The organism is Binatus sp. (SeqCode), assembly GCF_050013435.1.
Lineage (GTDB): Bacteria > Desulfobacterota > Binatia > Binatales > Binataceae > Binatus.
In genome coordinates, this window is record NZ_JBEKFG010000032.1 from 1 (window position 1) to 12,828 (window position 12,828).

16 protein-coding genes and 1 tRNA gene are annotated in these 12,828 nt (G+C 61.7%); 5 read left to right on the forward strand and 12 right to left on the reverse strand.

Going from position 1 to position 12,828, the window contains the following annotated elements; all coding sequences use genetic code 11:
- Positions 1-353, reverse strand: a 353-nt coding sequence (locus ABSB13_RS08340) for an acyl-CoA dehydrogenase family protein (protein ID WP_428107352.1), incomplete at its 3' end; no start/stop codon positions are given.
- A gap of 307 nt (positions 354-660) precedes the next feature.
- Between ABSB13_RS08340 and gloA the strand changes: the two genes are divergently transcribed.
- Entirely contained in the window at positions 661-1,044 is a 384-nt protein-coding gene (gloA, locus tag ABSB13_RS08345) for a lactoylglutathione lyase (RefSeq protein WP_428107354.1), read from the forward strand.
- Positions 1,045-1,057: 13 nt separating this feature from the next.
- On the opposite strand, the gene ABSB13_RS08350 is transcribed toward gloA, so the two are convergent.
- Positions 1,058-1,891, reverse strand: coding sequence for an alpha/beta fold hydrolase (locus tag ABSB13_RS08350; protein ID WP_428107355.1), 834 nt, complete (start codon positions 1,889-1,891; stop codon positions 1,058-1,060).
- A 236-nt stretch (positions 1,892-2,127) separates the two neighbouring features.
- On the opposite strand from ABSB13_RS08350, the gene ABSB13_RS08355 reads away from it, so the two are divergent.
- The 4 genes from ABSB13_RS08355 (at position 2,128) to ABSB13_RS08370 (ending at position 5,055) form a co-directional block, all read left to right on the forward strand.
- Positions 2,128-2,667 carry a hypothetical protein gene (locus ABSB13_RS08355; RefSeq protein WP_428107357.1) on the forward strand — a complete coding sequence of 180 codons (540 nt, stop codon included), beginning with the start codon at positions 2,128-2,130 and terminating at the stop codon, positions 2,665-2,667.
- A 295-nt stretch (positions 2,668-2,962) separates the two neighbouring features.
- On the forward strand, positions 2,963-3,259 hold the full coding sequence (locus tag ABSB13_RS08360) for a hypothetical protein (RefSeq protein ID WP_428107358.1): 297 nt from the start codon (positions 2,963-2,965) through the stop codon (positions 3,257-3,259).
- A 316-nt stretch (positions 3,260-3,575) separates the two neighbouring features.
- Complete coding sequence (locus tag ABSB13_RS08365; RefSeq protein WP_428107359.1) at positions 3,576-3,980, forward strand: hypothetical protein; 405 nt, start codon at positions 3,576-3,578, stop codon at positions 3,978-3,980.
- A 10-nt stretch (positions 3,981-3,990) separates the two neighbouring features.
- Positions 3,991-5,055, forward strand: coding sequence for a CAP domain-containing protein (locus tag ABSB13_RS08370; RefSeq protein WP_428107360.1), 1,065 nt, complete (start codon positions 3,991-3,993; stop codon positions 5,053-5,055).
- A gap of 36 nt (positions 5,056-5,091) precedes the next feature.
- Here the strand turns inward: ABSB13_RS08370 and ABSB13_RS08375 are convergent, their stop codons facing one another.
- The 10 genes from ABSB13_RS08375 to pstC all read right to left on the reverse strand — a co-directional run bounded on the left by ABSB13_RS08375 (position 5,092) and on the right by pstC (position 12,553).
- Positions 5,092-5,979: a polyphosphate kinase 2 family protein gene (locus ABSB13_RS08375; RefSeq protein ID WP_428107362.1), complete on the reverse strand. Its 888-nt coding sequence runs from the start codon at positions 5,977-5,979 to the stop codon at positions 5,092-5,094.
- A gap of 110 nt (positions 5,980-6,089) precedes the next feature.
- Entirely contained in the window at positions 6,090-6,353 is a 264-nt protein-coding gene (locus tag ABSB13_RS08380) for a ParE family toxin-like protein (RefSeq protein ID WP_428107406.1), read from the reverse strand.
- The gene (locus tag ABSB13_RS08385; protein ID WP_428107363.1) at positions 6,350-6,574 is read right to left on the reverse strand and encodes a hypothetical protein; all 225 of its coding nucleotides are present in this window, start codon (positions 6,572-6,574) and stop codon (positions 6,350-6,352) included. The genes ABSB13_RS08380 and ABSB13_RS08385 overlap by 4 nt, the downstream gene beginning before the upstream one ends.
- A gap of 121 nt (positions 6,575-6,695) precedes the next feature.
- A tRNA-Arg gene (locus ABSB13_RS08390) sits at positions 6,696-6,772 on the reverse strand.
- 239 nt (positions 6,773-7,011) lie between these two features.
- A complete protein-coding gene (locus ABSB13_RS08395) occupies positions 7,012-8,415 on the reverse strand; it encodes an ATP-binding protein (RefSeq protein ID WP_428107364.1) in 1,404 nt (467 codons plus the stop codon).
- A complete protein-coding gene (locus ABSB13_RS08400) occupies positions 8,408-9,169 on the reverse strand; it encodes a response regulator (RefSeq protein ID WP_428107366.1) in 762 nt (253 codons plus the stop codon). Before ABSB13_RS08400 ends, ABSB13_RS08395 begins: the two co-directional genes overlap by 8 nt.
- A gap of 25 nt (positions 9,170-9,194) precedes the next feature.
- A complete protein-coding gene (gene phoU, locus ABSB13_RS08405; RefSeq protein ID WP_428107367.1) occupies positions 9,195-9,890 on the reverse strand; it encodes a phosphate signaling complex protein PhoU in 696 nt (231 codons plus the stop codon).
- A 25-nt stretch (positions 9,891-9,915) separates the two neighbouring features.
- Positions 9,916-10,677 carry a phosphate ABC transporter ATP-binding protein PstB gene (pstB, locus tag ABSB13_RS08410; protein WP_428107368.1) on the reverse strand — a complete coding sequence of 254 codons (762 nt, stop codon included), beginning with the start codon at positions 10,675-10,677 and terminating at the stop codon, positions 9,916-9,918.
- 2 nt (positions 10,678-10,679) lie between these two features.
- Positions 10,680-11,555, reverse strand: a complete 876-nt coding sequence (gene pstA, locus ABSB13_RS08415) for a phosphate ABC transporter permease PstA (protein WP_424673846.1) — start codon at positions 11,553-11,555, stop codon at positions 10,680-10,682.
- Positions 11,555-12,553 carry a phosphate ABC transporter permease subunit PstC gene (gene pstC, locus ABSB13_RS08420; RefSeq protein WP_428107371.1) on the reverse strand — a complete coding sequence of 333 codons (999 nt, stop codon included), beginning with the start codon at positions 12,551-12,553 and terminating at the stop codon, positions 11,555-11,557. Before pstC ends, pstA begins: the two co-directional genes overlap by 1 nt.
- Positions 12,554-12,828 lie beyond the last annotated feature (275 nt).

Below are 12,828 nucleotides of genomic sequence, written 5' to 3' on the forward strand. Positions count from 1 at the left end.
GGGATGAAGCGCTGCTTCTGCTCCTCGGTCCCCCAATGCAACAGCGTCGGCCCGAACATGGTGGTGCCCATCCCGATCATCGGCGCCGCGACACCCGCCCGCGCGAGTTCCTCGTTATAGACGATCGCCTGCAGGATACCGGCGCCGCGCCCGCCATACTGAACCGGCCAGTTCGGCGCGAGCCATCTGCCTTCGGCCATCTTCTTCGCCCAGCGCTTCTGTTCTTCGAACGCGTTCTTGCCCTCGGCCATCAACATCTCGCGCGAGCGCGGCGCAAACTGCTTGTTGGCGTCCAGCCACGCACGAAACTCCATCCGGAACGCTTCGTCTTCGGGATTGAAATTGAAGTCCATCGCGCATTTCTCCTGGCACGGCCCAAGCTCCCGTGCCGGCCATGACGATCACCCCACTGACCGCAAGGCGCCTGTCGCGCTTGAACTTAAAACATTCGACCCGCGCTGTGCAAAGGCAGACCAGCCCCCTGGCCGTGGCGATGGCAGCGCAGTATCAAGCCGTTAGCACGGGCCGCGCCCGCCAACGGCGGGTGGCCTCAACACTGAGTGCAGGGCTCAGCCCTGCGGTGCAGGGGTCACCCGTGCCCGTTTGACAATAGTTTAGCGATTACGGAAAGTCGGACTCCGGGAACGAATGGATAACCGCATGCGCCTTCTGCACACGATGCTCCGGGTGAACAACCTCGACGAGTCGCTCACGTTCTACTGCGACAAGCTCGGCATGAAACTCCTGCGCAAGCACGACTTCCCCGGCGGCGAGTTCACGCTGGCCTTCGTCGGCTATGGCGACGAGAACGAAACCGCGGTGCTCGAATTGACCTGGAACTGGGGAACCTCAAAGTACGAAATCGGCACCGCCTACGGACACATCGCGCTCGGCGTCGACGACATCTACAAAACCTGCGCCGACTTGAAGCAAAAAGGCGTCAACGTCGTGCGCGAGCCCGGCCCGATGAAGCACGGCACCACTCCCATCGCGTTCATCGAGGATCCCAACGGCTACAGGATCGAGCTGATACAGCGAAAGTAGGCGCCGGTCACCCTCACAGCCCGAAAAATTCCTTGATCGCCCCGCTCGATTCCGCCTCCGTCAGCGACGGCGCATGCCCTACTCCCGGCACCTCGACGGCTTTCGCCCGCTTGTGCACCGTGCACATCCGGTTCGCCGTCGCACGCTCCAGGACATCGCTGTCTGCTCCGCGCACGATCAGAATCGGGCACACGATCCGCGCGTACGGCACCCACAAATCGAGCCGCTGCTGCGCGGTCCCGCCGCGAAGCGGCCGCCGCACGTTCGCATCCATCTTCCAGACCAGGCCGCCTTCCGCCCCCGGTTTCACCGACCATTTCACTTGTTCGGCGACAACACTGTCCGCCAGCTTCGCCATCGGCGGATAATTCTCCTTGTAGTACTTCACCACTTCGCCGAGATCTTTGAAGCGCTCCGGCGCCTCGCCGACGTAGCTCGCTATTCGCGCCGCTCCCGCGGGATCGATTTCGGGACCGATGTCATTCAGCACCAGCCGCTCGACTCGCTCCGGCCATCCTCCCGCATACATCATCGAGATTATCCCGCCCATCGAGGTGCCGATCAGGCTCGCGCGCTCGCAGCCTAACTGCTCGAGCATCCGCACCAGGTCGGTCACGTAATTTTGCGGGATATATTCGGTCGGCGGACCCCACTGGCTGTCGCCGCGGCCGCGCACGTCAACCGAAATCACGTGATACTTCGGCGTCAGATGAGGCGCGAGCGCGTCGAAGTTGTGCGCGTTCCCGGTCAGCCCATGCACGCATACGACCCACGGTGCGCCGTCGTTGCCGTAGTCGATGTAATGAAGCCGAAGACCGTTCGCGGTAACGAATTTGTCCGATGCCATCTTTATATCCCTCGCCGAGTCGGGATATCGCGTCCCGCGCGTTCCGCACTCCCGGCCTCTCCTACCACAAATGCTCTAATTCTCCCGAATGTGGCAACCAGCCCGATTCTTTAGGATTCGCGGCTTTCCTCACCGCCGCGACGAGCTTAAATGTGGCTAATTCTTGACGTAGTGCTCATATTAGTGTAGCTTACAGAACTAAGAACGACACACGGACCGAAGCACGGGTATCTGCGATGCCTCATAACAACGGCAACACCAGCATCAACCTCAATTCCGACGACTATTCTTTTTCCGACGAGATACTCAAGCTCGCCCAATGCGAGATGCCTGAGCCGCCAACCGCCAAGGTCCAGCGCGCCATTGCCGAAGGCCGGTTCGATCGCCAGGCTCATGAAATTGCCTGGACGGCGTACGACGCCGTTGTCGGCGCCGCCAACGACGTAACCAATCAGCTCTTTGTGAGTCCCGCCGTCGGCAACGTGCTCGGCGGCGCAATCGACATCGTGCTTCGATTGCAGCGGTTCAATGCCGCCGTCGCGGGCGCCTTCTTCGGCGCCCTGTGGTCCGCAGTCGACCTGCCGGTGGCGGCCGATGTCGAAGCGCTTCGGATTGAAGTGCGATTGATGCGCGAGGACCTTCGCGACGCGGTCGCTGAGCGTGACGCGGCGAAATCGCCGGCGATGGCGCGGGAATCCAGCGCTTATCAATTTTCGCCACTGCCGGAATGGCCGGGAAACGACCCGGCGGAGTTCCGCAAAGATGTCGGCCATTAACCAGATCGCTTCGCTCTGGATGGAAGCCACGACGCGCACGCTGCATCGGTCTGCGCTCGGCGCTACCGCATCATTGAGGCGCAGGCCCCGTGGTAACCGCGCCTCGATTGGTTGAGCTGCGAGGAAGGCAAACGACGCGATGACTGAAAATGATCAGAGCGGAGAACCGTGCAGCGTAAAACCGCCAGTTTCGTCGCGGATGCGACAAAAAAAACGGGCAAAAGCAGAATCGATGGTTAACCTTAGTAAGCCAACCGGCGGGCGCGGGTCGCGCCGAAAATCAGGAGAAGAAGATATGTCAGAACACAAAGAGACACACGCAGCACACAAACAGCATGATGCAGGAGTGATCGAGAGTCTCAACAGTTTGCGCAGCAACCTGTTGAGCGTCGACGGCGCCAAGAAGGTCGCCGCGTGGTACATCGACACCAGCGAGAAAGTCGCCAACCAGGCGATCGATTTCCAGGCCTCCGCCACCAAGTGGGCCAAAGAGACTCCGCTCGCTCCCATCTTCGAGGCACAGATCAAGTACGGCAAAAAGTTCGTCGAGCGCTCCGCCAACGCCGCGCGTTCGCTCTGGCGCCTCGAATAACCGGTCTTTGCCCCGCTTTTTTGCGAAAAACGAGCGGGTCGTGTTTGTCCCCCTTCCCATTTGGGAAGGGGGAGTATGGGCTAGGGGCCAGGTCCCCTCGCACTTTTCGTCCCTATCCGAAAAAGTGCTATCCATGCAGCCGGTCTAAAGTCTTACCCACGTCTCCCGCACCAACGCATACTCGACGTTGCGCAACGCGCAGTTCGAGATAGCGCGTTGCTGGCTCCGTGGAGGAGACAGTTTGTTGTTAATGTGTTGACGGACTGCTACGTTGCGGTGGAATCGTAAACCTGTGCTCAGGCGCGAGGGATTTCAGATGCAGCGGAGCTTGCTGGTTTTGCTTATTTTCGTATCGACTGCGATCGCGGCGTGCGCGTCGCAGGGCGCACCGAGTGGCCCTGGCGGTTCGACGGACGTGGTCGTCATGAACGGATGCAGAGTCGATCCCGGGCGAATCTGCGATAGCATCCGCGGCCAAAACGTGGACATGAGCAATACCGGCTTGCAGGCCGACCCGCGGATGGTCGAGCAAAATTCGGCTCGCACCGCGAATATATTCGTGCCGGTGAAGCGGCTTAACGGCGACGAAATCTTCCAGGTTGAATGCGGAATCAACACGTTGCACCAGTCGGTTAGCTGGGCGCATATCAAATCTGGTCCACCGGTCACCGACGACGACGCGAAGTATTTGCGCGCGCGGGGATACTGTTCCGAACCCTGAGCGAGGCTTCATGCGATATTTCAAGCTTGTCCTCCTGGTTGGGGTGGCGGCGATCTTCTTCGCCGCCAACGCCGGCGCGCAGCAGCCCGCCAATCCGGCATCGCCCGGAGTACCGCCCGATTTCGCATCAAGCGCCAACGCGCGGCTGAATTACTATCGCGCGATGGCAAAGCTGCCGCCGGTCGTCAACGACAGCGCCATCAGTGCCGGCGCCTATAATCACGCACGCTATCTCGTCAAGAACGGAATCGCCGGCGGCGACATCGTTCTCGACGGGCAACGACTGCGTATTCAGACTCCGCAGGACGCTTTCCGATGGGAGGACAAAGGAAAACCGTTCTTCACTGACGACGGCGCTTCGGCGGGCAGAGACGCGGTAGTCATAGCCGCGCGGAAGATCGACTTGAGCGGCGCCGAATTCGTCGATCGCATGATGACGATGCCGTTCAACGGCCTGATTCCGATGGTGCCGCAATTTTCGGCGGCCGGGCTCGGGGCGTACTGCGACCCGGGCCAATGCGCGATCGTGATCCCGTACCGTTTCGCGTTGGAGAAGTCGGCGCGGCTCGCGCTCTACGACGGACCCGCGAGCGATCGGCTCTGGAATCCGAGCCTCGGACTCATTCCTTCAGAGACGGGACGGTTGAGATCGCCGGTCGAATTTCCGCCCGACGGCGCCACCGTTGATCTGCAATCGTACGCCGGCGGCGACTATCCGGATCCATTGTCCTCGTGTCGCGGCTACAAAACTCCAACCGGTACTCCGATTTCGATTCAACTCGGGCAAGGCTACGGCCCTGATGGCAGTCTCGAAGTATCGTCGGACTTCGTTGCGCGCGATGGCGTCGAGATTGAAACGTGTCTGATCACCACGGCATCGTACACCGGCCGCAATGCCGAGCAGACCGAGGCAGTCAAGGCGGGACTTGCACGCGGCGGCGCGGCGGTGATCCTCCCGCGCGAACCGCTCGCGCCCGGCCACTACCAGGTCGCGTTGAAAGAATCGGGCAAGCTCTATCAGTGGGGTTTCACGGTCGCGCCGCCTGTTCGTCCCGCGCAATCTGCGCTTCGCTAGCCGCGCTCTGAGCTCCCACGCCGAATGCGCAGAAGGTCAGTGATGGCCTTCGTGCTCGAGGGCAACGCGCGCGGCTTTCAGTTCCTTGCGTTTGGCGGCGCTGACGACTGGATAGTGGAGATTGAGGTCTTCGAGAGCGCTGACGATCGCGTCGGCCACCACCAGCCGCGAGTACCATTTCTTATCCGCAGGAACGACGTACCAGGGCGCGTGCGCAGTGGCGGTGTGCTGGATCATTTCCTCGTAGGCCGTCATGTACTCGTGCCATCGTTCTCTTTCCGCGACGTCGGAGGCCGAAAACTTCCAGTTCTTGACGGGCTCTTCGAGACGGCTCAGGAAGCGCTTCTTCTGTTCCTCCTTCGATAGATTGAGAAAGAACTTCCGGATGACGACGCCATTGCGCCACAGGTAATGTTCGTACGAGTTGATGTCGGCAAAGCGTTCATTCCAGATATTTTTGGTAACCAACGACGGCGGCGTCCGTTCGTTATCGAGCAACTCCTTGTGCACGCGCACGACGAGAACCTCTTCGTAGTAGGAGCGGTTGAAAATTCCGATTCGGCCACGCTCGGGCACGCACTTGGAGGTCCGCCAGAGGAAGTCGTGATTGAGTTCCTCGGCGGAAGGCTGCTTGAACGAATAAACCTCGCATCCCTGCGGATTGACGCCGGACATCACGTGCTTGATCGCGCCATCCTTACCGGCGGCGTCCATCGCCTGAAAGATCAGCAGAATTGCCCATCGATCCTGCGCGTAGAGCCTGTCCTGCAATTCGCTGAGCCGCTCGATCCCGCGGATCAATTCCTTTTCGGCATGCTTTTTCGATTTCAGACCGCTGCTGTCCCCGGGGTCGAAGTCCTTCAAACGAAACTTGCTGCCGTCATCGACGCGGTATCGTTTTGAGAAATCGCGCGTGGCTGACATAAGGACACGCTCCTCCCGTTCGGTCCCCAATTGACTATCCAGATCTGGCGGACCCGCACGATCGTTACACCACACCGCGCCCGGTAGTCGAGCGCCAGCCGGGACAGGATTCAAATCAGCTTGTCATAGTCGGCGTGTGAGCCGATCCAGAACCAGACTATTTCACTGGCATGCGGCTTGATGCCGACGGCCCGATAGTGAATCCCAATGCGGACCGACCAAATCGGTCGCGTCGGATGTATTTGTTTGAAATGCAAACTCGGGTGAAGGGGATCTTGAACGAATTGTCGGTAGGCTTGATTCGCGAGCGGCCGGATCCGCCCTGGAAGGTTATGATAGCAGACCCAGAACGCTTTTGTCGTTCGAGAAGTCAGAGTTTCGAAACGTCAAGAATTTCTGTGCGCCCTTCCAAATACTCTGCAAGGGCTTGATCAGCGAGCTTTTCAAGCTTCGCTCCGGAACCTGCAAACTTCGCATCCCACTGGCGCTCGTCGGACTCAATCAGTTTCAGCAGCCATTGCGCAAAGGCGTCCTGCTCGCACTCGGGCAATTCCGAGGCCACCCTTTCAAAAGCCTGCTTGAGAAGTTCGCTCATCACAATTCGAAACTATACCTTAACCTCCCAGTCGGGGAAAATGAATCGATCGTGATTTTGGAGGGTCGCTCATGCGCCAGGCGCTCAAGCGCGTATCGGCGATGAAATTATTGGGAGAAGATGGTGCGCCATGAGGGACTTGAACCCCCGACCTGATGATCCGTAGTCATCCGCTCTAATCCACTGAGCTAATGGCGCGCCGGAACCTTAGAAATTTTCACATCGCAGCCCCGCGAGCAAGCCGGTGTCACTGCGTCCGCGCTCACCTTCCTTCGCACCGGCGCGAAGCGCCGCATCCCTTCCCGTCCGAATACTGGATGCAGGCTTCACCCCCGGTCAGGGGTGACCCCTGCACCCAGTATTAAGGCCGCCCGCCGTTGGCGGGCGCGGCCCCTGCCAGCGGCTTAATACTGCGCTGCCGTCGCCACGGCCAGGGCTCAGCCCTGCTGCGCGGCAGGAATCCAGACGGAGACCGTCGTGCCTTCATGCACCTTGCTCTCGATCCGCAGCACGCCATGGTGCAACTGCACGATGTGCTTGACGATCGCCAGGCCCAGCCCGGTGCCGCCGAGCTCGCGTGAGCGGGCCCGATCGACGCGATAGAATCTCTCCGTCAGGCGCGGGATATCGGCGGATGGAATCCCCTCGCCCGTATCCGCGACGATCAGCGCGACGCCCGACTTTGCGTTTGCGCCGTTGGCGCCCGCGGTTTCGCGAGCCTCGACCGTGACGTGGCCCTCGCGCGGAGTGTACTTGATCGCGTTGTCGATCAAATTGAGCATCACCTGATGCAAGCGGTCGCGATCGCCGGCCAGCTTCGGCATTCCCGGCGGGCATTTCACTTCCAGGCGCAGGCCGTGGCGTCCGGCCTGCTCCTGCATCAACTCCGCCGCCTCGGACAGCACGCGCATCGGCTCGAGTTGTTCGATCTTGAGCGGCGTCAGCCCGCGCTCCAAATCCGAGAGTGAGACCAGGTCGTCCAGCAGCCGCGCCAGCCGGCGCGCCTGCCGCTCGATGATGCCGAGAAAGCGCGCCGCGGTTTCACGATCGTCCACGCCTCGAATCAGGGTTTCGGCGTAGCCGTACAGCGCGCTTAGCGGAGTGCGCAGCTCGTGGGTGAGGTTCGAGATGAAGTCGGCGCGCAGCGTCTCGTACGACTTGAGCTGCGTGATGTCGTGGAAGACGAACACCCACGCCGCACCGCGCGAGGTGCGAATCTGCGCGGCACTGGCGCTAACGTAAAGCGGCGCGGGATTCTGGATCATGATTTCCGCGCTCATGACCTTATTGTCCGTGGATTGCATCGAGCGGCCGGCGAACTCCTGCAGTCGCGGGTCGCGGCATAGCTCGACGAACGGCCGATCGCGATAGTCGGTGTCTGCCGCCAGGGCGAAGATGCGCCGGGCCGAGCCGTTGAGCAGAACCACCTCCCCCCGCGCGCCGGTCACCACCACCGCCTCGGTCATGCTGCGCAGGATCGCCTCGAACTCGTCGCGCTGCTCGGCCAGCGAGTCCACCTCGGCGACGATCGCGTCGGCAGCGTCGAGCAAATGACGCTCCGCACGGTCCATCGCGTCGCTTCCGTTGGGCAGCAGATGCGGTGGCAGACGCCGGTCCTGCAGCGCGGCGGCAACGGCGTCCAGTCTTTCTGCGCGGCGCGACTGCGTGCGTCCGATCGCGGTGGCGAAAATCGCGCCGAGCGCAAGCCCGAGCACGATTACCACGGCAACCCACACCCCCGACGCCGCTCCGCTGGCGGCCAGCACCACCAGAAATATGGCTGCCGGTGCGAGGCCGATTCCTATCGCTGCGATCAGGCCAGAGGTCGGTGATCTATCCAAGCGCTTCGGGGTTGAAGCGGTAACCGACGCTTCGTACCGTGAGGATCAATTCCGGATTGGCGTCGTCGCGCTCGATATGCTGGCGCAGGCGCCGCACGTGCACGTCGACGGTCCGCGGTTCGACGAACGTGTCGCGGCCCCACACCATGTCGAGCAGTTGCTCGCGCGTGTACACCCGCATCGGATGCTGCACGAAGAATTTCAGCAGCTCGAACTCGCGCAGCGCAAGCTCTCTGCGCTTGCCCTCGACGAACACCTGGTAGGTGCCGAAGTCCATTCGCAGCCGCCCCTTCTCATACGCGCCGCCGCCGGAGTCAGGCTCCGAGAGCGGATTGGCGCGCCGCAGAAGCGCCTTCACGCGCGCGACCAGCTCGCGCGGGCTGAACGGCTTGACCACGTAGTCGTCGGCGCCCATCTCCAGCCCGAGCACCTTGTCCACCTCGGTACCCTTGGCGGTCACGATGAGTATCGGCAGATGCGAGGTGTCGCGCTCGGCGCGCATCTGGCGGCAGACCTGCAGCCCCGGCATCCCCGGCAGCATCAGATCGAGCACCATCAGATCGGGCACCCGGCGCTTCACGCGCTCGAGCGCCTGCGCACCGTCGGCCGCCTCCTCGACGATGAAACCTTCCTGCGCGAGGTTGTAGCGGATCAGTTCGCGAATATCGGCGTCGTCTTCGACGATCAGCACGCGGTAGCGAACTCCGCGTTGCGCCTCGGAGACCGCGTTCGTAGCCTGGCTGGCTTGATTCATCGCTTCACCTCCTCCACCTTACCAATCAAGTTCCCCGCTTCCTCGTTTCGTCGTGACGGATCATCTTGCCCTTGACCATGAACGTCACCATTTCGGCGATGTTGGTCGCGTGATCGGCGATACGCTCGAGATACTTCGAAATGAACAGCAACCGCGTCGCGGACCCGATCGTATGTGGATCCTCGGCCATGTAGCTGAGCAGCTCGCGATAGACCTGGTAGTTGAGCAGATCGACTTCGTCGTCGCGCGCGATCACCTGGTCGGCGAGGTCGGTGTCGTCGCGCATGAACGCATCGATACTGTCCCTGACCATCGACTGCGCAATCTCCGCCATCCGCGGCAAGTCGATGTAGGGCTTGAGCTGCGGAACTTCGTTCAGTTCCAGCGTGCGCTCGCAGATGTTGACCGCGTTGTCGCCGATTCGCTCGAGGTCGGTCGTGATCTTCAGTCCGGTGGTGATGAAGCGCAGATCGCTGGCGGTGGGCTGATGCAGCGCGAGCAGCCGGATCGCCTGCTCGTCGTTATCGTTGTCCATCCGATTTACTTCTTCGTCGCGCGCGATCACCTCGCGGGCGTGCTCGCTGTTGCGATTAACCAGCGCATCGACCGCCTCGGCGATTTGACGCTCCACCAATCCGCCCATCTTGAGCAGACCGGCGCGCAGGCCGCGCAAATCCTCTTCGTACTGCCTATTGGTATGCTGCGGCTGGGTGCTATCCATTTTACTCTCTTAGTCTTCCCCAATATCAGCCGAATCGCCCGGTAATATAGTCTTCAGTCTCGCGCCGGGTCGGATTCGTGAAAATCTGCTTGGTCTCGCCGTATTCGACCAGGTCGCCGGTGTACATGAAGGCTGTCATGTCGGAGCAGCGGGCGGCTTGCTGCATATTGTGGGTCACTATCACGATAGTGTACGCCGACTTCAGTTCCAGCAATAGTTCTTCGATGCGCGCGGTCGAGATCGGATCGAGTGCCGAGCATGGCTCGTCCATCAGCAGCACCTCGGGCTGAACCGCCAGCGCGCGCGCCACGCATAGCCGCTGCTGCTGTCCGCCCGACAAGCTGCCGCCGGGCCGCCGCAGGCGATCCTTGACCTCGTCCCAAAGCGCCGCCTGGCGCAGGCTTCGCTCGACTACCTGGTCGCGCTCGGCGCGGTTAATCTGCACCCCGTTGAGGGTCAGCCCCGCCGCGACGTTGTCCTCGATCGACATGGTTGGAAACGGTGTCGGCTTCTGGAAGACCATCCCTATTCGCCGCCGCACCTGCACCGGATCGACGCCGTCGTCGTAGATGTTATTCCCGTCGAGCATGACCTCGCCGCTCGCGGTCGCGCCGGGCACCACTTCGTGCATCCGATTGAGGCATCGCACCAGCGTCGATTTGCCGCATCCCGACGGTCCGATGATCGCGGCGATGCGGGACTCCTCGAAGGCAAGGCTGACATCGTGCAGCGCGCGATTCTTGTGGAAGTACGCGTTGAGATTTTTGACGACCAGCTTTTCAGCCATGACTACCTTGGCGCTTTCGCCGCCCCGCCCGTCACCCATCGCACGCCCAACTCGAGCGCCAGAATTATCGCCGTCAGCACCAGCGCCCCCGCCCACGCCTGCCGCTGCCAGTCGGCAAAGGGCGAAATGGCGTAGGTGTAAACCTGAACCGTCAGCGTGTTGATCGGATGAAACAGTGAAGTTGACCAGAACCGGTTGCCGAACGCTGTGAACAGCAGCGGCGCCGTCTCGCCCGAGACTCGCGCCACCGCCAGGATGACGCCGGTCGCGATTCCCGACAGCGCCGTGCGCGCCACCACCGACAGCGTCGTGCGCCAATGCGGCACGCCCAGCGCCAGCGACGCCTCGCGCAGTTCCGGCGGCACCAGCAGCACCATCTCTTCGGTGGTGCGCGTGACCAGCGGAATCATGATCGCCGCCAGCGCGACCGAACCGGCCAGCGTCGAGAACCCGCCGAACGGACGCACGATCACTGCGTATGCGAAAATCCCGACCACGATCGACGGCACACCCATCAGCACGTCCGCCGAGAAACGCACCCAGTTGGTGAATTGGCTCGCGCGATTGGCCGCCAGGTACAGACCCGCGCCAACCCCGATCGGCACCCCGATCAGGCACGCGATTCCCACCACTTCGAGCGTGCCGACGATCGCGTTGGCCATCCCGCCGCCCTTTTCGCCCACCGGCGCCGGCATGTGCGTGAAGAACGCCCAGTTCAGACTCGCCACACCCTTGGTCAGCAGATAGCCAAGCACCAGGAACAGCGGAATCAGCGTCACGATAGTCGCGCCGACCGTGATCGCCATCATCGAATCGCTCTTGAACTTGCGATACCGATAGCTCGTCTCGCCGTGAAGAGTGCTGACTCCCGCTGCCATTACTTGCCCGTCTCCCGATAGCGGCGCTGCTGCACACCGAGCACCAGCGCGCGCGCCACGACGTTGAGCACAATTCCGAGAATCAGCAGCACCAGCCCCAGTTCGATTAACGCCGCGACATACATGTCGGAGGTGGCTTCAGCGAATTCGTTGGCAATTACGCTGGCCAGCGTCGCCGCCGGCTTGAACAGCGACGCGGAAATCTGCGCCGAGTTGCCGATCACCATCGCGACCGCGATCGTCTCGCCAAGCGCGCGGCCCAGCCCCAGGATGATCGCGCCAATCACACCGGTCATGCCGTATGGGATAACCGCCGTGGTGACCATCTCCCACTTGGTCGCGCCCAGCGCGAGCGCGGCCTCGCGTTGCGTATGCGGAACGACGCGAAAGACGTCGGTGCAAACCGACGAAATGTACGGGATGATCATGATCGCGAGAATCACTCCCGCCGAAAGCATCCCGACCGCCACCTTGGGCCCCTGGAACAGCGGCGTCCAGCCGAACCAATGCGCCAGCGGCGGCTCGACATGGTCGCGAATCCACGGACCCATCACGAACACGGCCCACAGGCCGTACACGACGCTGGGAATTGCCGCCAGCAGATCGACCAGGAATCCCAGGCGATGGCTCAGCCAGTCGGGCGCCATCTCGCTCAGGCACAGCGCGACGCCCAGGCTTAGCGGCACCGCTACTGCCAGCGCGATGAACGATGAAACGAAGGTCCCGTAGATAAACGGCAGCGCGCCGTATTGTTCATTAACCGGATCCCATTCCGCGCTGATGAAAAAATGCAGGCCGAACGCCCGAATCGCGGGAAAGCTGTCGGCAATCAGCGCAACCGCAAGTCCGAACAGCAATGCGAGAATCGACAGCGCAAGAATAAATGTCGCGGTATTGAAAATTCGATCGCCGAACAAACGCGCGTGCACGGGCGCCCTCGCGCGCTTGTGCCGGACCACCGGAATGCTGTCGGCCATCGAACCTTCTAATTCGGACAAGCGAACTCTTCCTTGAGAATTTGATGACCCGCCCATTGTCGGAGCCGACCACTACATCGCGATCAGCCTCGCCGTCGCCGTTAATCATACGCATCAATTGTTGCGGGAATGTTACGGAGGCTGAAAATCGCAGTTAACCCGCGAATTTTCGGCGAAACCGGCAGGCCCCATCCCCCTGGCCGTGGCGACGGCAGCGCAGTATTAAGCCCTTGGCAGGGGCCGCGCGCGACAACGGAGCGCGGCCTTAATACTGAGTGCAGGGCTCAGCCCTGCCC